Annotated in this window: 25 protein-coding genes and 1 riboswitch; of the genes, 10 read left to right on the top strand and 15 right to left on the bottom strand. The window is 71.0% G+C overall.

Annotated elements, in window-relative coordinates; all coding sequences use genetic code 11:
• Positions 1 to 5: 5 nt before the first annotated feature.
• The 3 genes from EFK50_RS15635 to clpS all read right to left on the bottom strand — a co-directional run bounded on the left by EFK50_RS15635 (position 6) and on the right by clpS (position 1,381).
• Entirely contained in the window at positions 6 to 434 is a 429-nt protein-coding gene (locus tag EFK50_RS15635) for a M67 family metallopeptidase (RefSeq protein ID WP_123228430.1), read from the bottom strand.
• 78 nt (positions 435 to 512) lie between these two features.
• The gene (locus EFK50_RS15630; RefSeq protein ID WP_123228429.1) at positions 513 to 1,088 is read right to left on the bottom strand and encodes a DUF2017 domain-containing protein; all 576 of its coding nucleotides are present in this window, start codon (positions 1,086 to 1,088) and stop codon (positions 513 to 515) included.
• Complete coding sequence (gene clpS / locus EFK50_RS15625) at positions 1,085 to 1,381, bottom strand: ATP-dependent Clp protease adapter ClpS (protein ID WP_123228428.1); 297 nt, start codon at positions 1,379 to 1,381, stop codon at positions 1,085 to 1,087. The genes EFK50_RS15630 and clpS overlap by 4 nt, the downstream gene beginning before the upstream one ends.
• A gap of 62 nt (positions 1,382 to 1,443) precedes the next feature.
• Between clpS and EFK50_RS15620 the strand changes: the two genes are divergently transcribed.
• On the top strand, positions 1,444 to 1,974 hold the full coding sequence (locus EFK50_RS15620; protein WP_148046195.1) for a DUF1697 domain-containing protein: 531 nt from the start codon (positions 1,444 to 1,446) through the stop codon (positions 1,972 to 1,974).
• Between the two features lie 3 nt (positions 1,975 to 1,977).
• On the opposite strand, the gene EFK50_RS15615 is transcribed toward EFK50_RS15620, so the two are convergent.
• The 5 genes from EFK50_RS15615 to EFK50_RS15595 all read right to left on the bottom strand — a co-directional run bounded on the left by EFK50_RS15615 (position 1,978) and on the right by EFK50_RS15595 (position 7,696).
• On the bottom strand, positions 1,978 to 2,772 hold the full coding sequence (locus EFK50_RS15615; RefSeq protein WP_123228426.1) for an ECF transporter S component: 795 nt from the start codon (positions 2,770 to 2,772) through the stop codon (positions 1,978 to 1,980).
• A complete protein-coding gene (locus EFK50_RS15610; RefSeq protein WP_123228425.1) occupies positions 2,769 to 4,421 on the bottom strand; it encodes an ABC transporter ATP-binding protein in 1,653 nt (550 codons plus the stop codon). The genes EFK50_RS15615 and EFK50_RS15610 overlap by 4 nt, the downstream gene beginning before the upstream one ends.
• Complete coding sequence (locus EFK50_RS15605) at positions 4,418 to 5,515, bottom strand: energy-coupling factor transporter transmembrane component T family protein (RefSeq protein ID WP_123228424.1); 1,098 nt, start codon at positions 5,513 to 5,515, stop codon at positions 4,418 to 4,420. The genes EFK50_RS15610 and EFK50_RS15605 overlap by 4 nt, the downstream gene beginning before the upstream one ends.
• A 1-nt stretch (position 5,516) precedes the next feature.
• A complete protein-coding gene (locus EFK50_RS15600) occupies positions 5,517 to 6,311 on the bottom strand; it encodes a hypothetical protein (protein WP_123228423.1) in 795 nt (264 codons plus the stop codon).
• 96 nt (positions 6,312 to 6,407) lie between these two features.
• Positions 6,408 to 6,480: riboswitch (cobalamin riboswitch) on the bottom strand.
• Positions 6,481 to 6,487: 7 nt separating this feature from the next.
• On the bottom strand, positions 6,488 to 7,696 hold the full coding sequence (locus EFK50_RS15595) for a homogentisate 1,2-dioxygenase (RefSeq protein ID WP_123228422.1): 1,209 nt from the start codon (positions 7,694 to 7,696) through the stop codon (positions 6,488 to 6,490).
• A gap of 113 nt (positions 7,697 to 7,809) precedes the next feature.
• On the opposite strand from EFK50_RS15595, the gene EFK50_RS15590 reads away from it, so the two are divergent.
• The 5 genes from EFK50_RS15590 to EFK50_RS15570 all read left to right on the top strand — a co-directional run bounded on the left by EFK50_RS15590 (position 7,810) and on the right by EFK50_RS15570 (position 12,290).
• Complete coding sequence (locus EFK50_RS15590; protein ID WP_123228421.1) at positions 7,810 to 8,664, top strand: hypothetical protein; 855 nt, start codon at positions 7,810 to 7,812, stop codon at positions 8,662 to 8,664.
• The gene (fahA, locus tag EFK50_RS15585; RefSeq protein WP_123228420.1) at positions 8,661 to 9,881 is read left to right on the top strand and encodes a fumarylacetoacetase; all 1,221 of its coding nucleotides are present in this window, start codon (positions 8,661 to 8,663) and stop codon (positions 9,879 to 9,881) included. Before EFK50_RS15590 ends, fahA begins: the two co-directional genes overlap by 4 nt.
• 73 nt (positions 9,882 to 9,954) lie before the next feature.
• On the top strand, positions 9,955 to 10,764 hold the full coding sequence (locus EFK50_RS15580) for a transporter substrate-binding domain-containing protein (protein WP_123228419.1): 810 nt from the start codon (positions 9,955 to 9,957) through the stop codon (positions 10,762 to 10,764).
• 4 nt (positions 10,765 to 10,768) lie between these two features.
• Positions 10,769 to 11,554 carry an amino acid ABC transporter permease gene (locus EFK50_RS15575; protein WP_123228418.1) on the top strand — a complete coding sequence of 262 codons (786 nt, stop codon included), beginning with the start codon at positions 10,769 to 10,771 and terminating at the stop codon, positions 11,552 to 11,554.
• Positions 11,555 to 11,558: 4 nt separating this feature from the next.
• Positions 11,559 to 12,290: an amino acid ABC transporter ATP-binding protein gene (locus EFK50_RS15570; protein ID WP_123228417.1), complete on the top strand. Its 732-nt coding sequence runs from the start codon at positions 11,559 to 11,561 to the stop codon at positions 12,288 to 12,290.
• Between the two features lie 12 nt (positions 12,291 to 12,302).
• Here the strand turns inward: EFK50_RS15570 and EFK50_RS15565 are convergent, their stop codons facing one another.
• A complete protein-coding gene (locus EFK50_RS15565) occupies positions 12,303 to 13,211 on the bottom strand; it encodes an AurF N-oxygenase family protein (protein ID WP_123228416.1) in 909 nt (302 codons plus the stop codon).
• An 85-nt stretch (positions 13,212 to 13,296) separates the two neighbouring features.
• Between EFK50_RS15565 and EFK50_RS15560 the strand changes: the two genes are divergently transcribed.
• The 3 genes from EFK50_RS15560 to EFK50_RS22870 are packed head-to-tail and all read left to right on the top strand — an operon-like array spanning position 13,297 to position 14,500.
• A complete protein-coding gene (locus EFK50_RS15560) occupies positions 13,297 to 14,025 on the top strand; it encodes a TetR/AcrR family transcriptional regulator (RefSeq protein ID WP_123228415.1) in 729 nt (242 codons plus the stop codon).
• Positions 14,022 to 14,312: a DUF4873 domain-containing protein gene (locus EFK50_RS15555; RefSeq protein ID WP_123228414.1), complete on the top strand. Its 291-nt coding sequence runs from the start codon at positions 14,022 to 14,024 to the stop codon at positions 14,310 to 14,312. Before EFK50_RS15560 ends, EFK50_RS15555 begins: the two co-directional genes overlap by 4 nt.
• 53 nt (positions 14,313 to 14,365) lie before the next feature.
• Positions 14,366 to 14,500 (top strand): hypothetical protein, encoded by a 135-nt coding sequence (locus EFK50_RS22870; protein ID WP_281274035.1) that lies wholly within the window; start codon positions 14,366 to 14,368, stop codon positions 14,498 to 14,500.
• A 5-nt stretch (positions 14,501 to 14,505) separates the two neighbouring features.
• Here the strand turns inward: EFK50_RS22870 and hppD are convergent, their stop codons facing one another.
• Positions 14,506 to 15,699: a 4-hydroxyphenylpyruvate dioxygenase gene (gene hppD / locus EFK50_RS15550; RefSeq protein ID WP_123228413.1), complete on the bottom strand. Its 1,194-nt coding sequence runs from the start codon at positions 15,697 to 15,699 to the stop codon at positions 14,506 to 14,508.
• Between the two features lie 75 nt (positions 15,700 to 15,774).
• Between hppD and EFK50_RS15545 the strand changes: the two genes are divergently transcribed.
• On the top strand, positions 15,775 to 16,242 hold the full coding sequence (locus EFK50_RS15545) for an Lrp/AsnC family transcriptional regulator (protein ID WP_123228412.1): 468 nt from the start codon (positions 15,775 to 15,777) through the stop codon (positions 16,240 to 16,242).
• Here the strand turns inward: EFK50_RS15545 and EFK50_RS15540 are convergent.
• The 5 genes from EFK50_RS15540 to EFK50_RS15520 form a co-directional block, all read right to left on the bottom strand.
• A complete protein-coding gene (locus EFK50_RS15540) occupies positions 16,223 to 18,040 on the bottom strand; it encodes a DEAD/DEAH box helicase (RefSeq protein WP_123228411.1) in 1,818 nt (605 codons plus the stop codon). The genes EFK50_RS15545 and EFK50_RS15540 overlap by 20 nt on opposite strands.
• Positions 18,037 to 19,056, bottom strand: a complete 1,020-nt coding sequence (locus EFK50_RS15535; protein WP_123228410.1) for a zinc metalloprotease — start codon at positions 19,054 to 19,056, stop codon at positions 18,037 to 18,039. Before EFK50_RS15535 ends, EFK50_RS15540 begins: the two co-directional genes overlap by 4 nt.
• Positions 19,053 to 19,334, bottom strand: coding sequence for a DUF3039 domain-containing protein (locus EFK50_RS15530; protein WP_246004171.1), 282 nt, complete (start codon positions 19,332 to 19,334; stop codon positions 19,053 to 19,055). Before EFK50_RS15530 ends, EFK50_RS15535 begins: the two co-directional genes overlap by 4 nt.
• Positions 19,335 to 19,355: 21 nt before the next feature.
• Entirely contained in the window at positions 19,356 to 19,907 is a 552-nt protein-coding gene (locus EFK50_RS15525) for a YqgE/AlgH family protein (RefSeq protein WP_123228409.1), read from the bottom strand.
• Between the two features lie 81 nt (positions 19,908 to 19,988).
• Positions 19,989 to 20,522, bottom strand: a complete 534-nt coding sequence (locus tag EFK50_RS15520; RefSeq protein WP_123228408.1) for a hypothetical protein — start codon at positions 20,520 to 20,522, stop codon at positions 19,989 to 19,991.
• Positions 20,523 to 20,584: the final 62 nt, after the last annotated feature.

The raw sequence follows: 20,584 nt of genomic DNA, 5'->3' as shown, positions 1-20,584 counted from the left end.
CTTCCTCAGTTCTCTGTATCGCCGATGGCGACGTCTTCTTCGGTGACGTTTCCGTCAATGATCCTGTACGACCTGAACTCCACAGGGCCCTCACTATTCCCGTGAGCGGCTGTGGAGACCAACACGTAGTGCGCGCCGGGCTCGTTGGCCAGGCCGATGTCGGTCCGGCTCGGGTAGGCCTCGGTCGCGGTGTGCGAGTGGTAGATCACCACCGGCTCCTCGTCGCGGTCCCACATCTCCTTGTAGAGCGCGAGCAGCTCGGTCGAGTCGAACTCGTAGAACGTCGGCGACCCGGCGGCGTTGATCATCGGCACGTGCCGGCTGGGCACGTCGGAGCCCTCGGCCCCGGCCACGATCCCGCAGGCCTCGTCGGGGTGGTCACGCTTGGCGTGCGCGACGATCGCGTCGTACGTCGCCTGGTCGAGTCTCAGCACGTGGACAAGCCTAGGCGGTGCCCCGGACCGGCTCGACCGCTGCCCGGCCCTCGGACGGTTGCGCCGGGTGCCGGACGGCTACCGAGCCGCCTGGACCAGGGTCTCCTGGAGGAAGCCGACCCACTCGTAGATGTCGTGCACCTGCGCCTGCGGGTCGTCGTCCGGGAGCGCGTGCCAGCGCGCCTCGTCGCCGTCCTCGATCCCGAGCCGGGTGGCGATCGCCAGCCGCATGTCGGTGAACGACCGCATCCAGGTCAGGGTGAGCTGCTGGTCGAGCTCGACGTCGATGAACATCCCGTCCTCGGGCTGGTCGTCGAGGCCGGCCTCCTCGAGGGTGTCGATGATCGCCGCGGCACCGGCCGCCTTGCCGTTGCGCAGGTCCGTCTCGGTGTAGCGGCGGAACTCGGCCGCGGCCTCGTCGTCGGACGGGTACGCCGTCGGGAAGAGCCGCAGCAGCACCGGGTCCTCCGGGGCGCGCGTCGGCCCGGAGAAGTCGAGGAGCGCCTCCAGGGGATCCTGCGTCTCCGGCGCGGCGGCCTCGTTGCGGAGCAGCTCGATCAGCTGGCTGGCCAGCGAGCGCAGCAGGTCGGCCTCGAAGGCGGTGAAGGTCGCGAGCGCGTGGCCGGACCTGCGGTGACGCGTGAACCCGCTCACGCGTCCGCCTGCTGCATCGTCGCCCAGAGGCCGTACTCGTGCATCGCCTGCACGTCGCGCTCCATCTCCTCGCGGCTGCCGGTCGAGACCACGGACTTGCCGTCGTTGTGCACTTCGAGCATCAGCTTCTCGGCCTTCTTCTTCGAGTAGCCGAAGTACTTGGTGAACACGAACGAGACGTACGACATCAGGTTGACCGGGTCGTTCCAGACGATCGTGACCCACGGCGTGGCCAGCACGGTGAGGTCGTCGGTCACCGGCTCGTCGAGCTCGACGGGGCTGGGAGCGGACATGGGTCCAGCCTACGGTGCGCCGGCCGACGGTTCTGTCGGTGCGTGCCGACTACGGTGGCCGCATGCCCACCCACATCGGCTTCCTGCGCGCGGTCAACATCGGCAAGCGCCCGTACAAGACCGCCGACCTGCGCGCGGCGCTGACCGCTGCCGGGTACGACGACGTCGACACCTACATCCAGACCGGCAACGTCCGGGTGGGTTCGCCGCTGCGCTCCCGCGCCAAGATCGAGGCCGAGCTCGAAGGAGTCTTCCTCGCCGATCGCGGCTTCGAGGTGCCGACGATGGTCTTCACCCCCGCCGAGCTCCGCGCCGTCGCCGCCGAGGCCGACGAGATCGCCGAGCAGGGCTACACCTCGGGTCACTACATCAACCTGCTGAAGCGCCCGATCCCCGCCGACCTGCTCGACGAGCTGACCGAGCTCACCCAGGAGGGCGTGCGGTTCGTGGCCAGCGACCGGGCCATGCACCTGCTCTACGACATCCCGTTCGGGACCGCGAAACCCGCCACCGCCCGGGCGAACAAGATCATCGGCGTCGCGACCAACCGGAGCGCCAAGGTGATCCGGGAGATCGCCGAGCGGTGGTGCTGAGCCTCAGCGGAAGGCGGCCTTCCGGGCGGCTCGTCGCAGCGTCGCCAGGATCGCCGGGCCGGTGACCAGGATCAGCACGGCGTTGGTCAGCGCTCGGCCGAGGTCCCACCCCAGCGCCGTGGTCACCGTGAAGACGGCGAAGTGCTGGAGGTTCTCCAGCAGCGGAGCTCCGGGGACGAAGCTGATCGAGGTGTCCTCGCCCAGGTTGTAGGGCCAGAAGGACAGGTTCTGCAGGACGCCGTAGAGCAACCCGGCGAAGGCGCCGTACGCCGCCAGCATCAGCAGCTCGACCCGGCCGGTGGCCCGCGGCAGCAAGCCGGCGAGCAGGCCGACCAGGGACGCGCCGAGCATCTGGTACGGCAGCCAGGGTCCGACTCCCCCGGTGATCAGCGCCGAGCCGAAGAGCGTGGTGGCGCCGAGCACGAAGCCGAAGCCGGCACCGAAGACCCGGCCCGCCAGCACCAGCAGGAAGAACACCGTCTCCAGGCCGGCCGTGCCCGCGCCGAGCGGACGGATCGCCGCCCCCACCGCGGACAGCACCCCGAGCATCGCGACTGCCTTGGGGTCGAGGCCGCCCTCGCTGATCTCGAACAGCACCACGGCGAGCACCACCGGGAGCACCAGCCCGAGGATCAACGGTGCGGCGGTGTTGGTGGCCAGCACCGAGTCCGCCGAGACCAGCAGCGGCCAGCAGAACGCCAGCAGCGCGGCCACCGCGGCTACCGCGATCGCGACCGTCGAGCGCGGGCGCAGCCGGATCGCCGGCGGCGTGCGCACGGTCTCCGTCACGGCCGTCATCGTGGACCCTCGCCGACGTGCGCGACCGCGTCCGCCACCGTGAGCAGCCCGTGCCCGAGCACCTTGGCGACCTGCGGCGCGAACGCCGGGCTCGAGGTGACCACCTCGCTGGTCGGGCCGTCGGCCACGATCTCGCCGGCCGCGATCACCAGCACCCGGTCCGCGCTCTCGGCGACGAACTCGACGTCGTGGGTCGACAGCAGGATCGACCGGCCACGACCGGCCAGCTCGCGCAGCACCTCGGCCAGGACCGCCTTGCCCTGGTAGTCGAGACCGCGGGTCGGCTCGTCGAGCAGCAGCACCGCCGGATCCGCGCTCAGCTGGATCGCCAGCACCAGGGCGAGCCGCTGCCCCTCGGACAGGTCCCGCGGGTGCAGCCGGCCGTCGATCTCCGGGACGATCCGGTCGAGGAGCGCCCGGCAGGTGCCCGGCGCGGCGCCCGTCTCCTGGTCGGCCTGGGCGCACTCCTCGCCGACCGTCGGCAGGTAGAGCAGGTCGGCCGGGGTCTGCGGGACCAGGCCGACCCGGGTCCGTCGTACGGCGGGAGCGAGGTCGGCGGGGTCGCCGCCCTCGGCGAGGGCGACCGTTCCCGACGTCCTGGTCCCGGAGCCCTGGAGCGCCCAGAGCAGACTGGACTTGCCGGAGCCGTTGCGGCCCATCAGCGCGGTCACCGACCCGGCGTGCACCTGCAGGTCGACCTCGCGGACGGCGACCAGGTCGTGGTGGTGGACGGAGAGCTTCGCGGCGGAGAGGAGCGGACGAGCGCCTCCAGCTACGTCGGGACGTCTCGACAGGCTCGACGTCCGGGCAGGCGGCGCGTCCGCGAGCGCGCGGCGCAATCCTGCCCCGGCCCTCCAGGCGTCGCGAACCGACATCGGCAGCGGCTCCCAGCCGGCCCAGCGGCCGAGCTCGACCACCGGCGGGGCGATCGTCGACGTCCGCATCATCGCCGCGGGCAGCCCGGACTCGACCCGGCCGTCGACGACGTGGACCACCCGGTCGGCATAGGCGAGCACCCGCTCGACCCGGTGCTCGGCGATCACCACGGTCACGGCCAGGTCGTGGACCAGGCGGGTGATCGCCGCGAGCACCTCCTCCGCCCCGGTCGGGTCGAGCGCCGAGGTCGGCTCGTCGAGGACCAGCACCCGCGGGTGCGCGGTGAGCACCGACCCGATCGCGACCCGCTGCTGCTGGCCGCCGGAGAGGTCCGCGAGGGCGGCGTCACGCAGGTCGGCGATGCCGAGCAGGTCGAGGGTCTCCTCGACGCGCTTGCGCATCACGTCCGGTGCGAGCCCGAGCTGCTCCATCCCGTAGGCGAGCTCCTCCTCGACGGTGTCGGTGACGAACCCGGCGAGCGGGTCCTGACCGACCACTCCGACCAGGTCGGCGAGGTCGCGCGGCCGGTGGTCCCGGGTGTCGCGGCCGTGCACCCGGACCGAACCGGTGAGCGTCCCGCCGGTGAAGTGCGGCACCAGCCCGTTGAGCGCGCCGAGCAGCGAGCTCTTCCCGGAGCCGGTGCGCCCGACGACGAGGACGAGCTCGCCCTCCTCGATCGTCAGGTCGACGTCGCGGAGCACCGGCCCGGCCGCGTCGGCGTAGGTCACCGAGACGCCGGCCAGCTCGACCGCAATGCCGTCGTGGGTCGTCATCGGGCACGCACCTTCGGCGTCGGCGGGGTGACGAACGCGGGCAGCGCGGCGACCAGGACACCCACGGTCGCCAGGATCGGGAGCCCCGGAGCGGCGAGCGGCTGCAGCGGCATCACCATCAGCGCGGGCGTGGCCTGCTGGCTGAGCACGGCTCCGGTGGCGGCGGCGACCCCGGCGAGCACGGTGACCGTCTCCGCCCAGCGCCACGGGTCGCGGCGGTAGCGGGTCACCCGGATCTCCCGGCCGCCGAGGGCCATCCCGCCGAACGCGAGCAGCATCCCGAGGACCAGGACCGGTACGCCGGACCAGCCGGGCGTCCGGGTCGGGTCCAGGACGCCGTACATGCCGAACGCGATCGCGAGGAGTCCGATCAGTGTCGAGCCGCCGATCGCCAACCGGCCGGCCGCGCCGCTGCTCGCCTCCCGCCGGCTGCCGTAGCCGCGCGACTCCATCGCGGAGGCCAGCATCAGCGACCGGTCCAGGGTGTCCTGGAGCACCGGCAGCGCCACCTGCGGCACGGCCCGGAGCCCGCGCCCGGACTGGCCGCGGAGCAGCCGGGCCCGGAGCACCCGCTGGACGCTCTCGGCGAGCTGCGGCGCCACGCTGACCGAGACGACCACCGCGGTGCCGACCTCGTGCAGCGCGTGCGGCATCGAGCGGAGCAGGCGCTTGGGGTTGGCCAGGGCGTTCGCGCCGCCGATCGCGATCACCAGGATGCCGAGCTTGGCCCCCTGGAGCGCGGCGCCGATCCAGCCCTCGAGGTAGATGGTGCCGAAGAGGTTGATCCCGTCCGCCCAGCTCGGCAGGGCGACCTCCGGCAGCGGCAGCACCTTGATGGTGCCGAACTTCAGGCCGACCAGCACGTGCCAGAAGATCCGGACGACGACGATCACGATCCCGAGGATGACGTAGAGCCGGAACGCCCGCGCCCACGGCGAGTCCGAGCGACGCGCGACCACCACCAGCCAGACGACGGCGAGGATCAGCGCGAGCAGCAGCGGGTTGGTGGTCAGGCTCGCGGCGACCGCGAGCCCGATCGCCCAGCCCCACCAGGCCAGCGGGTGCAGCGATCGCGGGAGTCGACCGGCCGTCATCTCAGCCTCGGCGGCGGGCTACCGCAGTCGCGCCGCCGGCCAGCGCGAGCACGCCGACCAGGAGGACGCCGAACACCCAGGAGATGCCGCCGTCGTCGTCCGAGGCAGCAGCGCCCTGGGACGCCGACGACGAGGCGTCAGCCGAGGCGGACGGTCCGGCGACCGGGTCGGAGGTGCTGGTGCCCGGGGCAACGGGGGTCGAGCCCGAGGTCGGGGTCGAGCCCGAGGTCGCGGTCGGGGTCGCGGCGGCCGACGTACTGGGGGTCCCGCTCGGTGTCGCGGTCGTGGTCGCCGTCGGGCTGGGCTTCCGGGTGGGCCGCTTGGTCGGGGTCGGCTTCGGCTTCTGGGTGGGCTTGGGGGCCACGGTGGCGAAGGCCGCCGGCGGCGCCTGGCTGGGCGCGGTCCTGTTGCCGAACCGCCAGCCCTCGACCGAACCCGGCGCCGGGTCGTAGGTACCGGCTCCCTCACCGCTGTAGCGCCAGGACCCGCCGCGCTCGGCGTGGTAGTAGTTCCAGTACCGGCCGCCCCAGCAAGGGCCGCTTCCGGGCGCGCCGTTGATCTCGCAGACGGTGTCGCTCGGGCTCCGCTCCGAGTTCCAGCTGAAGCCGGCGGCCTCGAGCGCACGGAGGCCGGAGCTCGGATCGCCCGGCGCGCACCCGGTCTCGATGTGGTCGTCCGGGAACTGCACCACCACCGTGACACCGCTGCGCCCCGAGCAGACGGCGGCCTCGGCCGGGGCCTGGCCGACGTACCCGGCAGCCAGGGCCAGCAGGCCGGCCAGCAGGAAGCGCTTCATGATCTCTCTCCAGGTCTGCGACGCGAACCTGGAAGGGAGTCCCCCAGGCTCCGTCCCGCGACCTCGACGGGTGGTGGGAGCCGTACCGAGCGCTCAGGTGTTCCGGCTCGTCGCCGGGCTTCCGGCGACCTACGGCTGCGGGTCAGCGCCGGCATCGGACCGGCTTCCCCTGCGCGCTACGGGGGTGAATCTACACCGCGACCGGCCCAGCTCCAGGCGTACGCCGGGTCCTCGACGGCCCGACCGCCCTCGCCGAGCTCCAGCGGCCGGAAGGTGTCGACCATGACCGCCAGCTCGTCGAAGTACTCCGCCCCGATCGACGCCTCGATCGACGAGGGCTGCGGACCGTGCGCGTAACCGCCTGGGTGCAGGGAGATCGACCCGATGCCGATCCCGCTGCCCTTGCGCGCCTCGTAGTCGCCGGCGACGTAGAACATCACCTCGTCCGAGTCGACGTTCGAGTGGTAGTACGGCACCGGGATCGAGTCCGGGTGGTAGTCGACCTTGCGCGGGCAGAAGTTGCAGACGACGAAGTTGTACCCCTCGAAGACCTGGTGCACCGGCGGCGGCTGGTGCACCTTGCCGGTGATCGGCATGAAGTCCTCGACGTTGAAGGTGTAGGGATAGAGGCAGCCGTCCCAACCGACCACGTCGAACGGGTGCGTCGCGTAGGTCAGGCGGGTGCCGACCAGACCGCCCGGCCCGCTGCCGCGGTGCTTGACGAGCACCTCGACGTCGGTGACCGGTTCGGACGTCGAGCCTGTCGAGACGAGGGTGCCGGTCGGACCGTACAGGTCGCGCTCGCAGTACGGCGCGTGCTCGAGCAGCTGGCCGAACCGGGACAGGTAGCGCTTCGGCGGGCCGATGTGGCTGTTCGCCTCGATCGCGTAGAGCCGGCTCGGCTCCGCGGGGACCCAGCGGTGCGTGGTCGCCCGCGGGATCAGCACGTAGTCCCCGGACCGGTAGCCGAGGACGCCGAAGACGGTCTCCACGGTGCCGCTCCCCGACTCGACGTAGACGCACTCGTCGCCGACCGCGTTGCGGTACAGCGGGGAGGTCGCGTCGGCGACGACGTACGAGATCCGGACGTCGGCGTTGCCGAGGACCAGGCGGCGGTGCTCGACCGGGTTGGAGCCCGCCGGCAGGTCGTGGAGCTTGAGGTGCCGGGGCTTCAGCGGATGGTTCGGGACCGTGCTCAGGTCGGGGAGCTCCCAGACCGTGCTGCCGACGATCGCCGACGGCACCCCGGAGTGGTAGAGCAGCGAGGAGTCCGAGGAGAAGCCCTCCTCGCCCATCAGCTCTTCGTACCGCAGCGAGCCGTCCGGGGCCCGGAACGCGGTATGACGGGTCTTCGGCACCTCTCCGACTGATCTGTAATACGCCACGTCGACAGCCTGCCACGAGTTCGGGCATCTCGACAGGCTCGACGTCCGGACCAGTCGATGTCCGGACCCGTCGTCCGGGCCGGACGTCCGGGCGGACCGGTTAGCGTGGCGGGGTGAGCGCTCCTACCTGGCTGACCGGATTCATCGACGACGCGGCGATCTTCCCGCCGGGCAACCTCCCCCTCGGCCGGGCCGTCGCCGAGCACCGGGAGCACCGGAGCGCCGAGTACGCCGACCTGGTCGGCTCGTTCGTGGTCGGCGACGGCAAGGTCCCCGAGCTGATCGACGTGCTGGACGAGCAGGACCATGCCGAGCCGCTGGACGTGAACGTGGTCGTCAGCGGCGGCGCCGGGGCGATCGCGCCGTCCGTGCGCTGGGCCAGCCGGGCACCGTCGCTGCGGCTGCGGGCCCTCGAGTTCGCGCTCCGCGACGAGGACGACCTGGCGCACAACGCGCGCCGGGTGCTCACCGCCCTGGACGCAGTCGAGGAGGACCTCTCCGAGGTCCAGGTGTACGTCGAGCTGCCGCGCTGGACGGTGGGCACGCACGGCTGGCTGAGCGCACTGGACGTGCTCGCGACCGCGGAGCTCCGGGCGAAGTTCCGCACCGGCGGCGTCGAGGCGGAGATGGTGCCCTCGGTGGCCGACCTCGCGACCGGCATCGACGCGGTGCTCGACCGGGAGCTGCCGTTCAAGTGCACGGCCGGCCTGCACCACGCGCTCGGTCAGGTCGACGCCACGGGCGTCCGCCAGCACGGCTTCCTCAACGTCCTGGTCGCGACCCGGGTCTGCCTCGACGGCGGTGACACCGCGGCGGCGCTGGCCGAGGAGCGCGCCGAGGTGCTGCTCGACGGGATCGACACCGAGACGCTGGCCCGGACCCGGCGCTGGTTCACCAGCTTCGGCAGCTGCAGCATCCTGGAACCGCACGACGACCTCGTCGACCTCGGCCTGGTGGAGGCGCGATGAGCTGGGTCACGGGGGCGGCCGGGTCGCTCTTCGACCTCGACAACCTCCCCTACGGCGTCTTCTCGTACGCCGGCCAGGAACCGCGGGTGGGGGTCCGGATCGGCGACTTCGTGATGGATGCCAGCGCGGTGGCGGCGTACGGGGGCGACCCCGGCGACGGCCCGCACCTCGCGGAGGTATGGAGCCGGCCGTCGCTGAACCCGTTCCTCGCCCTGGGCCGCGAGGCCTGGGACATCGCCCGCGACTGGTTGATCGAGGTGCTCGGCAACGACGTGCACGAGCCCCGTACGGCGGCGCACCTGATCCCGCTGGACAGGGTGACCCTGCACCTGCCGTTCGAGGTCGCCGACTACGTCGACTTCTACGCCTCGGTGCAGCACGCCACCAACGTCGGCCGGATCTTCCGCCCCGACGGGGAGGCGCTGACCCCGAACTGGCGGCACCTGCCGATCGGCTACCACGGCCGGGCCGGGACCGTCGTCGTCTCCGGGACGCCGGTACGACGACCGGTGGGTCAGGGCCGCCCGGGTGCGGGAGAAGCACGGCCGGCGTTCGGGCCGAGCCGCAGGCTGGACATCGAGGCCGAGCTGGGCTTCGTGGTCGGCGTGCCGAGCACCCAGGGCGACCGGGTGCCGGCGAGCGCGTTCGCCGACCACGTCTTCGGGGTGACCCCGCTCAACGACTGGTCGGCGCGGGACATCCAGGCCTGGGAGTACGTGCCGCTCGGGCCGTTCCTGGGCAAGTCCTTCGCCACCTCGATCTCGCCGTGGGTGACGCCGCTGGCCGCGCTGGAGGCGGCCCGGGTCGACCTCCCGGCCCAGGACCCGGAGCCGCTGGAGTACCTGCGGGTCGGCGAGCGCGCCGGCTTCGACATCGCCTACGAGGTGCTGCTCAACGGCGAGGTGGTCAGCCGACCGCCGTACGCGGCGATGTACTGGTCCCCTGCCCAGATGCTGGCGCACCTGACCGTCAACGGCGCCTCGCTGCGGACCGGCGACCTCTACGCCTCCGGCACGATCAGCGGTGACGAACGCGACCAGCGCGGATCGTTCCTGGAGCTCTCCTGGGGCGGGTCCGAGCCGTTCGCGCTGAGCGACGGCCGCGCGCGCACCTTCCTCGAGGACGGCGACGAGATCGTCCTCCGGGCCACCGCCCCGGGGGTCCTCGGCGGCCGGATCGGTTTGGGCGAAGTGACCGGAAAGATCTCACCTTCATAACGTCTCGGATACGGGATGGAATCTCCTTCGCCGAACCTGACGAGATGTCGATTCGCGGGACTAGGGTCAGCGCATGACGACCCGAAATGTGTGGAAAACCCTGGCCCTGACCTCCGTCCTGGGACTGGCCCTGGCCGCCTGCGGCGACTCCGGCGACGACGGCAAGACCGGAAGCGCCGACATCGGCCTGATCAACGCCGGCACGCTGACCGTCTGCTCCGACGTCCCGTACCCGCCGTTCGAGGACTTCGACAAGTCGTCCCCCACGGGCTACAAGGGCTTCGACATCGACGTCGTCTCGGCGATCGCCGAGAAGCTGGACGTCAAGGTCGCCGTGAAGGACTCCGACTTCGACGCGCTGCAGAGCGGTGTGCTGCTCAACGGTCGCCAGTGCGACCTCGGCGCCAGCGCGATGACGATCACCGACGAGCGCAAGAAGAACCTGCTGTTCAGCGACGGGTACTACACCTCCAAGCAGTCCCTCCTGGTCCCGACCGGTTCGGACGTCAAGAGCATCGCCGACCTGTCCGGCGTCAAGGTCGGCGTCCAGAAGGGCACCACCGGCGAGACGTACACCAAGGAGAACGCCCCGGACGCCAAGCCGGTCCAGTTCGCCGACGACGGCAAGATGTACCTGGCGCTCAAGGCCGGCACGATCGAGGCGATCCTGCAGGACCTGCCGGTGAACCTCGACCACCAGAACGACCCCAAGGAGCCCGGCAAGTACACGGTCGTCGAGACCTACGACACCGCCGAGGAGTACGGCTTCGCTGCCCGCAAGGACAACCAGAAGCTGATGGACGCGATCAACGAGCAGCTCGCCGCGATCAAGTCCGACGGCGAGTACCAGAAGATCTACGACACCTACTTCGCCGTCAAGTGACCTGGTGAAGCGCAGCACCAAGCGGCGGCTCCGGCACGGCGCGCTCTACGCGCTGTTGCTCGGAGCTGTCGCAGCCATCGCCCTGCTCGCCGACTGGAAGGCGATCCAGACCAACTTCCTCGACAAGGACGTCCTGGCGAGCATCTGGCCCGAGATCGTGACCGAAGGCGCCAGGAACACCGTCGTGTACACGGCGATCGCGTTCGTCGGCGGCCTGGTGCTGGCCCTCGCGCTCGCCCTGATGAAGTTGTCACCGGTGGCGCCGTACCGCTGGATCGCCACCGCCTACATCGAGTTCTTCCGCGGCCTGCCGGTGCTGATCGTGATCATCGCGTTCGCGTTCGCCGTCCCGATCGCGTTCGGCTCCACGTTGCCCGGCGGTTCCCGCGGCGCCGCTGTCATCGCGCTGATCGCGGTCTCGGCGGCCTACATGGCCGAGACCCTGCGTGCCGGCATCCAAGCCGTCCCCAAGGGCCAGATCGAGGCGGCGCGGTCCCTCGGGATGAGCGAGACGCGGACGCTGGTCTCGGTCGTGCTCCCGCAGGCGGTCCGGATCGTGATCCCGCCGCTGACCAACGAGTTCGTGCTGCTGCTCAAGGACACCTCGCTGATCCAGGTCGCCGGAGTCGGACTCGGCGAGAGCGAGCTCACCAACTTCGCGTCGGACAACCTGAACATCACCAGCAACGGGACTCCCCTGCTGGCCGCAGCCATCTTGTACCTGATCATCACGTTGCCGCTGACGCGCGTGGTGGCCTACCTCGAACGTCGTACCCAGAAGGCACGGTGAGGACATGACAGCCGCCATCGAGGTGCGCGACCTGCACAAGTACTTCGGCGAGAACGAGGTGCTCAAGGGCATCGACTTCACCGTCGAGCAGGGGCAGGTCGTCTGCGTGATCGGCCCGTCCGGATCCGGCAAGTCGACGCTGCTGCGCTGCGTGAACCGGCTGGAGGAGCCGACGTCCGGTGTGGTCCTGATCGAGGGCGAGGACATCACCGACCCCGAGGTCGACCTCAACAAGGTCCGCAGCCGGATCGGGATGGTGTTCCAGTCGTTCAACCTGTTCCCGCACATGACCGTGCTGGAGAACCTGTGCATCGCCCAGAAGCGCGCCAAGAAGCGGAGCAAGGCCGAGGCCGAGCAGGTCGCCCGGGCCAACCTGGAGAAGGTCGGCCTCTCGGACAAGGTCGATGCCTACCCGGCCCACCTCTCCGGTGGTCAGCAGCAGCGGGTGGCGATCGCCCGGGCACTCTCGATGGACCCGGACATGATGCTCTTCGACGAGCCCACCAGCGCGCTGGACCCGGAGCTGGTCGGCGACGTGCTCGACGTGATGCGCCGCCTGGCCGGCGAGGGCATGACGATGATGGTCGTGACCCACGAGATGGGTTTCGCCCGCGAGGTCGGGGACAAGCTCGTCTTCATGGACGGCGGCGTGATCGTCGAGGAGGGGGTGCCGCGGGAGGTGCTGACCAACCCGCAGCACGTGCGGACCCAGCAGTTCCTCTCCAAGGTGCTCTGAGCCGCCGGGCGATCAGTCCTTCGGCAGCAGGAACGATGCGTGCCAGGTCTGCCGGTTCCGACCGGACTCGGGGATGAGCCCCTGCTCGGCCAGGTACGGCACCATCTTCTCGCCCATCCAGGCGATGGTGGCCCGGTAGTTCGGGTTGCCGAGGGCGGCGCGGCGGCCGACGGCCGGGTCGATGCCGACGGACTTGTAGACGTCCGGGTGCACCAGCGACCGCATCGTCACGTACGCCGCCTGCGCGACGACGAACTGGTGCCACTTCAGCTCGCGCTTGGTGATCCCGACCAGGGACTTCTCCAGCTCGTCTCGGGCGAAGGAGACGTGCCGGGCCTCCTCGACGACGTGGATCCGGGAGATCATCCGGACCATCGGCTGGATCCGCTCGTCGTGCATCATGTCCCGCTGCCACCGGTCCACGGGCTCCTCACCGATCAGCGTCGAGGCGTAGGCACTGGCGCCGCGCAGCACCTGCGGGACGAGGTGGCCCATCCGGCGCGCGGCCGGCCGCGGTCCGTACGCCGGCACCCCGAACCGGCCGATGGCGCGGCCGAACATCGTCGAGTGCCGGCACTCGTCGGCGATCTCGGTGAGCTCGTAGTGCGTCCGCGCGCTCCGCGGGTCGTTGCGGTAGACGTCCTTGAGCAGGAGCTGCATCAGCACGATCTCGAACCAGAGGCCGACGCTGGCGATCGAGGCGATCTCGTGCTTGGACAGCTCGATCCGCTGCTCCTCGGCGAGCCCGTCCCACAGCGGGGTGCCGTAGAGCGACATCCGCTCCGGCTGCATCCACCAGAGACCCGGCACCGGCGGGGCGTCCCAGTCGACGTCGACGTCCGGGTCGTAGGACTGACGCGCGGAGGACTTGAGCAGGCGGTCGACCAGCGCGGAGTCGGCGGTGTCGGCTGTCAGGGTCATGAGGCTCCTCGGAGAGTCCGGAAACTCGGAGAGTCCGGAAACATAAGCGTTACTATCGGTAACAGGTACTGCTAAGGTTACCCGCATGGCATCGCTAGTCAAGGGCGGATCGAGCAAGGACGGCGACGGGCGCAGCACCCGTTGGGACGAGCACCGCGAGGCTCGCCGGGCGGAGCTGGTCGCGGCCGCGGTCAGCGCGATCGACACCCACGGCCCGAACGCGTCGATCGCCGAGGTCGCCGCGTCCGCGGGGGTCAGCAAGCCGGTGCTGTACCGCTACTTCGCCGACAAGGACGACCTCTACCGGGCCGTCGGGCAGTGGGGCGCCCAGCAGGTGATCGATCGTCTGGTGCCGATCCTGACCGGTGCCGTCGAGGTCGGCGACGGCAGCATGCGCGGACGGATGCTCGCCGGCTGCGAGGACTACCTCGAGTTCCTCGACGAGCACCCGCAGGTCTTCCTGCTGCTCGTCGAGCACCGCTCCGCGAACGACCCGCTCGCGGACGGCAAGGACCAGATCGCCAGCACGCTCGCGAAGCTGATGGGCGACACCCTGCGCCGGCTCGGCGTCGACGCCGCCGGAGCGGAGCCCTGGGCCCACGGCCTGATCGGGATGGGGCTGGCCGTCGGCGAGTGGCGGATCCGCCGCGACATCATGAGCCGCGAGGCCACCGCCGGCTATCTCGCGACCTTCGTCTGGCACGCCTTCAGCGGGTACGCCGCCGAGGTCGGCGTGGCGATGGGGACGACGGGCGAGCTCCGCGTCCTCCCGGACGCGACCGAGCCCCGGTCCCGGCGGAAGGACGCCCGGTGACCGGACGGCGGGAGGCCGGCGAGGAGTACGCCGGCCCGGCCCAGGTGCTCGGCGACTCCCCCGAGCCGATCGACGTCGAGGTCCAGCTCCGCGGCCACTTCGAACCCAACGACGGCCGCTTCCACTGGTACGGCCGGATCGCCGCCAACGAGGCCCTCGACGCGCAGCACCGCTCCGGGGCCCGGGTCGCGCTGCGGACGCCGTACGGGATCGCCGCCGGGAAGATCGCCGACGTGGACCCGTGGGGACGGTTCCGGATCACCGGCCTCGGCACTCCCCCGTTCTGACCTGACGGCGTGGCTCGCCGACACCCGGGTCGCGCCTGCCTAGGCTTGCCCGCATGCCCTGCGACTACTGCGGACAGCAGTTCGACCCGATCTCCACCCGCTGGCTCTGCCCGCACTGCCACATGAAGGCGAACTGCTGCGACGGAGCACCGCTGGCCGAGCGGGTCTGCGAGCTGCCCGCGAGCTAGGCCGCTCAGAGGTTCCCGCGCTTCTCCTGCTCGCGCTCGATCGCCTCGAACAGCGCCTTGAAGTTGCCCTTGCCGAAGCCCAGCGACCCGTGCCGCTCGATCAGCTCGAAGAACACCGTCGGGCGGTCGCCGAGCGGGCGGGTGAAGATCTGCAGCAGGTACCCGTCCTCGTCGCGATCGACCAGAATGCCTCGCGACTTGAGCTCCTCGATCGGGACCCGCACCTCGCCGATCCGGCGGCGAAGCTCGGGGTCGTCGTAGTAGGAGTCAGGCGTCTCCAGGAACTCCACCCCGTTCGCGCGCAGGGCGTCGACGCTCGCCAGGATGTCCTCGGTCGCCACCGCCAGGTGCTGGGCACCGGCGCCGCGGTAGAACTCCAGGTACTCGTCGATCTGGCTCTTGCGCGCCGCGATCGCGGGCTCGTTGAGCGGGAACTTCACCCGGTGGTTGCCGTTCGCGACCACCTTGCTCATCAGCGCGGAGTAGTCGGTGGCGATGTCGTCGCCGATGAACTCCGCCATGTTCACGAACCCCATCACCCGGTTGTAGAACGAGACCCACTCGTCCATCGCACCGAGCTCGACGTTGCCGACGATGTGGTCCAGGGCCGCGAACACCCGGAGCGGCCGGGTCATGCTCGACGACCGGGCGACGTAGCCCGGCAGATACGGACCCGCGTACGTCGTCCCGCCGACCTCGCGCTGGACCAGGGTGTGCCGGGTCTCGCCGTACGTCGCGATCGCGGCGACCCGCACCGTCCCGAACTCGTCGGTGCGGTCCTCCGGCTCCAGCAGCACCGTCGCGCCGGCCGATCGGGCCTGGGCGATGCAGCGGTCGACGTCCGGCACCTCGAGCGCGATGTCGACCACGCCGTCCCCGTGCCGGCGGTGGTGGTCGGCGAGCGGACTGTCCGGGTCGACCGCACCCATCACCACGAACCGGATCGACCCCGAGGCCAGCACGAACGCCTTGTGGTCCCGGTTGCCGGTCTCCGGACCGGAGTAGGCGACCAGCTCCATCCCCCAGGCCGCCTGGTAGTAGTGCGCCGTCTGGGTGGCGTTGCCGACCACGAAGACGATCGCGTCCCACCCGGTCACCGGGAAGACGTCGCCCGCCTCGTCGTACTCGACCAGGCCCACCAGCTGCCGCAGCTGCTCCAAGGTCAGGTCGGCCCGCAGCTCATCCGTCGTCAAAGTCATGGCTCAGGATCGATCGAACCTGCCACTCTGCGCAACACATCGCCGAAACAGTGAACACTCTGTACAGTCTTGAGCATGACCCTGGACGCCTTGGACGTCACTCTGCTCGATCTCTTCACCGCCGAGCCGCGGATCGGCGCCCTGGAGGCCTCCCGCCGCCTGGGGATCGCCCGCGGCACCGTCACCGCCCGGCTGGACCGCCTGGAGCGCTCCGGAGTGATCACCAGCTGGGGCCCGCACCTCGATCCGGCCGCGCTCGGCCACCCGGTCACCGCGTTCCTGACCCTGGAGATCCGCCAGGGCGCCGGCCACGACGTCGTTGGCGAGCACCTGGCGACCATTCCGGAGGTGCTCGAGGTCTGCACCATCACCGGCGCCGGCGACCTGTGGTGCCGGGTGGTGGCCCGCAGCAACGCCGACCTGCAGACGGTGATCGACCGCGCCCTGGGGCACCCGGGCATCGTCCGGTCGTCGACCGTGATCGCCCTGGCCACGCAGGTCCCCTACCGGGTGCTGCCGCTGGTCACGAGCTCTTCCGGGTAGCCCACTCGCGGACCTTGTCGATCCGCGCCTGCAGCTGACCCGCGGTCGCGGTCGCCGCGGCCGGGCCGCCGCACTCCTTGCGCAGCGCCGCGTGGGTCACCCCGTGCGGCTGTCCGGTGCGGTGGTTCCAGGCGGCGACCAGGCCGTTCAACTCACGACGCAGGATCGCCAGCCGCTCGTGCGCGATCACGTCCGGCTCCGGGTCCGGCTGGATCGAGAGGGCTGCACCGCCGGCCTTGCGCTCACGGCCCTGCTTCTGCCGGTTCTGCAGCAGGCTGCGCACCTGGTCGGGCTCGAGCAGCCCCGGGATGCCGAGGAAGTCCATCTCCTCCTCCGAGCCGACGTGCACCTCGCCGGCGTGGCCGAACTCGGCGCCGTCGTACAGCACGTGCGCGAAGGTCGCCTGCGAGCCGAGCGCCTCGAACGGCACCAGGGCCTCCTCGGCCATCGCGGTCTCGCCGGCCTGGGCCCGCGCCATCATCGCGTCCTCGGCGGCGAAGATGTCGCCCTCGTCGGCGACCTTGCGCCCCAGGACGTGGTCGCGCTCCACCTCCATCTCCGAGGCGAAGCCGAGCAGCGAGGCCGCCGAGGGCAGGAAGATCGAGGCGGTCTCGCCGCGGGTGCGCGCGCGCACGAACCGGCCCACCGCCTGGGCGAAGAAGAGCGGCGTGGAGATGGTCGTCGCGTACACCCCGACCGCGAGCCTCGGTACGTCGACGCCCTCGGAGACCATCCGGACCGCGACCATCCAGCGCGCGTCGCCGGCCGCGAACTTCGCGATCCGCTTGGACGAGGACTTCTCGTCGGAGAGCACCACGACCGGCTTCTCCCCGGAGATCGAGGCGAGCACGGCGGCGTACGCGCGCGCCGAGTCCTGGTCGGTGGCGATCACCAGCCCGCCGGCGTCGTGGACGTTCTTGCGCACCTCGGTGAGCCGCTTGTCGGCGGCGGCGAGCACTGCGGCGATCCACTCCCCGCCCGGGTCCAGCGCGGTCCGCAGCGCGTGCGCGGCCATGTCCTTGGTGAGCGGCTCGCCCAGCCGCGCCGAGACCTCGTCACCGGCGCGGGTCCGCCACTGGAGGTCGCCGCCGTACGCCCAGAAGAGGACCGGCCGGACGACGTGGTCGCGCAGCGCGTGACCGTAGCCGTAGGTGTAGTCCGCAGCCGAGCGCGGGACGCCGTCGTCGCCGGGGGCGTAGGTGACGAACGGGATCGGGTTGATGTCGGAGCGGAACGGCGTCCCGGTCAGCGCCAGCCGCCGCCGGGCCGGCTCGAACGCCTCCCGGACCGCGTCGCCCCAGGACAGCGCGTCGCCGGCGTGGTGGATCTCGTCGAGGATCACCAGGGTCTTGAACCGCTCGGTGCGGATCCGCATCGCCAGCGGGTTGGTCGCGACCCCCGCGTAGGTGACCGCGATCCCGATGAAGTCGTTGCTGGTCTTTCCCTTGCCGCCCGAGTACGCCGGGTCGATCGGGATCCCGACCCGGGCGGCTGCCTCGGCCCACTGGGTCTTCAGGTGCTCGGTGGGCGCCACGATCGTGATCCGATCGATCACCCGCCGGGAGAGCAGCTCGGCGGCGATGGTCAGCGCGAAGGTCGTCTTCCCGGCGCCCGGCGTCGCCACCGCCAGGAAGTCGCGCGGGTCGGATGCGAAGTACTGCTGCAGAGCGTCGCTCTGCCAGGCCCGCAGGCTCTGCACGGTCCCCCAGGCGGCCCGGGCCGGGTACGCCGGGGAGAGCTTGTCGAGCGGTGCTGGCGGGTTGAGGTCGAGTTCGTCGGGAGTGTCGCTGCCGGTCAACGTCCGGCCCGATAGCGCATGAACGACGCGACCATCCGGGTCCGCTGCCCCGGGGTGAAGTGGTTCATGCAGGAGTCGTAGGAGTAGTCCATGAAGTTGGTGACCGGGTCCGGGACCGGCTCCGGGAGCGGCTGGCCGGGCAGGTAGTCCGGCGGCAACTCGGTGGGGCAGGTGTCCCGGGTCTTGTCGCAGGCGAAGCTCGGCTGACCCTCCGGCGCGGTGTCCGCGACGTAGTCGCCCGGCGCCTCGCAGCCGCCCTCGAAGGTGTGCAGCAGGCCGAGCCAGTGGCCGGTCTCGTGCACCACGGTGTCGCCGAGGTTGTAGCCCCGCGCGCGGCCGCCCGGGAGCGTCTCGACGTTGATGGTGACGCCGTCCAGCTTCGGGTACCGGCCGGCCAGCCACGGGAACCGGGCGAAGCCGAGGAGTGCCTGACCCGCCGACTTCTCGTTGTTCAGGTAGATGTTCAGCACCTGGCGCTTGCCGCGGTGGAGCTTCCGCTTCATCTGCTTGTCGGCCGCGGATCCCGGACGCGCGTGGAACCACTTGTCGTTGCGCGAGATCGTGATCGAGTGCAGCTGGAACTCGATCCCGGTCGGGGTCATCGAGGAGTTCTGCCGGCCGTTGAACGCGCCCCGGAGGGTGTAGAACATCCGCCGCGCACCGGTCCTGGTGATCTTCCGGTCGGCCTTGTGGCGACCGTGGATCACGTGGATCCGGACCCAGATCCGGATCTTCGCCGGCAGCGGCGCCGCGCCGGTCCGCGCGGCGCGCGCCCGGGCGGTGCTCAGCGTCGAGGCCATCTCGGCGGCGACCTGCTCCTTGACGGCCTTGCTCACCGCGGGGGTGTCGGCCGGGCCGCGGGCGGCGGTCGGCGTACCGGAACCGGCCAGGCAGACCGGGGCCGCGACCACGGCGTCAGCGGGCGTGGACAGAGCCACCGGGCCCGCGAGCAGCGCGATCGAGACCAGGCCGATGGCGAAGCGCGAACGACGGAGGTCGATCGAGGGAGCCCTCACGCGGAGCCGCCTTCCGGGGTGCCGTCCTGCATGCTTTCCCAGATCTCCTTGCAGTCGGGGCAGACCGGGAACTTCTGCGGGTCCCGACTCGGAACCCACACCTTCCCGCAGAGCGCGATCACCGGAGTGCCGTTGACCATGGCCTCCATGAGCTTGTCCTTGGGCACGTAGTGCGAGAACCGCTCGTGGTCGCCCTCATCGTTGGTGAGGTGCTCCTCGGCGACGGACTCGTCCTCCAGGACGTCCGTCCCGAAACCGGCTCTCCGCTGGACGCTCATCGGGGAATCCTAGCGCGAGGCTCAGTTCATCGTCGGCTCGGAGGGCATCGTGGCGAGCATCGCGAGCTGGCCGCCCTGGCGGCGCAGCACGGTGGCCCAGAGCCCGGCGGGGTCGGCCCCGAACGCGTCGGACTCCTCGGCCGGGACGACGTACCAGGCGCCGTCGGCGATCTCGTCCTCGAGCTGACCCGCGGACCAGCCCGCGTAGCCGGCGAAGATCCGGAGACTCGACACCGCCGAGGCCAGCAGCTCGACCGGTACGTCGAGGTCGACCAGCCCGGTCGAGGCGAACACCCGTCGCCAGCCGACCGGCTCGTCGTCGTCGGGAACGTTCGCGACCGCGAGCGCGCTGTCGGTCTCGACCGGCCCGCCGGAGAACAGCACGTCCGGCCCGGAGACGACGCCCGCCCACGGCTGCAGCACCGCGGCCACCTCGAGGTCGGTCGGCCGGTTCAGCACCACCCCGAGCGCGCCGTCGTGACCGGCGTCGAGGAGCAGCACGATCGTGCGCGCGAAGTTCGGGTCGCTCATCGTCGGTGCGGCGACCAGCAGACTCCCAGCTACCGGCTCCATGTCCCTATGGTCGCACTCATGACGAATCCCCGGGGCCTCAAAGGGAGGGGAGGCACCCGGGGATCGTCGTGGGAGTTCGGATCAGGCGGCGAGAACCGCGCGGATCCGATCGACGAGGGAGGGAGTTGCCACTGCGTCGACATTCGGGGATCCGGTCGGCACGGGCGCGCCGATCCGGGCGTTGCGGGAGACCCGCTCACCGGCACGAGCCGCCGAGGCGCTCTCGTCGCTGGCGAGACCGGCCGCCGAGGCCAGCTTGAGCCATTCCTTCTCCTGGGCCCGGCCCAGCGCCGCCGCCATCTCCGGGTCGCTCGGCGACTCGGTGTAGCGGTCGATGATCAGGCGGATGCCCGGCGCCTCCTGGCTGGACTTGCTCCAGGCGTGCGTGATCGCGGCCTCCAGGTCCAGCGGCTGAGCCATCAGCTCGCGCTCGATGTTGCCGGACAGGCGGGCGTGCCACTTCAGGCTCAGCGCTGCGATCAGGTCGAGCTCGTCGTGGAACGTCTCGGGGACGCCCGGAAGGTCCATCGGCAGGACGCCGTCGAGGCGCAGGTCTGCGGTGTCGATAACGGTTTGGAGGATCTCTCCGCGGTGATGGAAAGCGTTCCAGGTCATGGTCCACATCCTTTCTCATTCACATACCGTTGGTACGTACTCAGAGTATGCAGACGATCCGG

The sequence above is a fragment of the Nocardioides marmoriginsengisoli genome (assembly GCF_003725695.1).
GTDB classification, from domain to species: Bacteria; Actinomycetota; Actinomycetes; order Propionibacteriales; family Nocardioidaceae; genus Marmoricola; species Marmoricola marmoriginsengisoli.
Note: the sequence above shows the minus strand (reverse complement) of the source record. Positions and strands in the feature narration are given on the sequence as shown.

Excerpts from the sequence above, each read along its gene's own strand:
- EFK50_RS15545 (WP_123228412.1), top strand. The coding sequence starts at position 15,775 with ATGACCCTGGACGCCTTGGACGTCACTCTGCTCGATCTCTTCACCGCC.
- EFK50_RS15530 (WP_246004171.1), bottom strand. The coding sequence starts at position 19,334 with ATGAGCGTCCAGCGGAGAGCCGGTTTCGGGACGGACGTCCTGGAGGAC.
- EFK50_RS15620 (WP_148046195.1), top strand. The coding sequence starts at position 1,444 with ATGCCCACCCACATCGGCTTCCTGCGCGCGGTCAACATCGGCAAGCGC.
- EFK50_RS15525 (WP_123228409.1), bottom strand. The coding sequence starts at position 19,907 with ATGGAGCCGGTAGCTGGGAGTCTGCTGGTCGCCGCACCGACGATGAGC.
- EFK50_RS15600 (WP_123228423.1), bottom strand. The coding sequence starts at position 6,311 with ATGAAGCGCTTCCTGCTGGCCGGCCTGCTGGCCCTGGCTGCCGGGTAC.
- EFK50_RS15565 (WP_123228416.1), bottom strand. The coding sequence starts at position 13,211 with ATGACCCTGACAGCCGACACCGCCGACTCCGCGCTGGTCGACCGCCTG.
- EFK50_RS15615 (WP_123228426.1), bottom strand. The coding sequence starts at position 2,772 with ATGACGGCCGTGACGGAGACCGTGCGCACGCCGCCGGCGATCCGGCTG.
- EFK50_RS15610 (WP_123228425.1), bottom strand. The coding sequence starts at position 4,421 with ATGACGACCCACGACGGCATTGCGGTCGAGCTGGCCGGCGTCTCGGTG.
- EFK50_RS15560 (WP_123228415.1), top strand. The coding sequence starts at position 13,297 with ATGGCATCGCTAGTCAAGGGCGGATCGAGCAAGGACGGCGACGGGCGC.
- EFK50_RS15520 (WP_123228408.1), bottom strand. The coding sequence starts at position 20,522 with ATGACCTGGAACGCTTTCCATCACCGCGGAGAGATCCTCCAAACCGTT.
- EFK50_RS15605 (WP_123228424.1), bottom strand. The coding sequence starts at position 5,515 with ATGACGGCCGGTCGACTCCCGCGATCGCTGCACCCGCTGGCCTGGTGG.
- hppD (WP_123228413.1), bottom strand. The coding sequence starts at position 15,699 with ATGACTTTGACGACGGATGAGCTGCGGGCCGACCTGACCTTGGAGCAG.
- fahA (WP_123228420.1), top strand. The coding sequence starts at position 8,661 with ATGAGCTGGGTCACGGGGGCGGCCGGGTCGCTCTTCGACCTCGACAAC.
- EFK50_RS15570 (WP_123228417.1), top strand. The coding sequence starts at position 11,559 with ATGACAGCCGCCATCGAGGTGCGCGACCTGCACAAGTACTTCGGCGAG.
- EFK50_RS15580 (WP_123228419.1), top strand. The coding sequence starts at position 9,955 with ATGACGACCCGAAATGTGTGGAAAACCCTGGCCCTGACCTCCGTCCTG.
- clpS (WP_123228428.1), bottom strand. The coding sequence starts at position 1,381 with ATGTCCGCTCCCAGCCCCGTCGAGCTCGACGAGCCGGTGACCGACGAC.
- EFK50_RS22870 (WP_281274035.1), top strand. The coding sequence starts at position 14,366 with ATGCCCTGCGACTACTGCGGACAGCAGTTCGACCCGATCTCCACCCGC.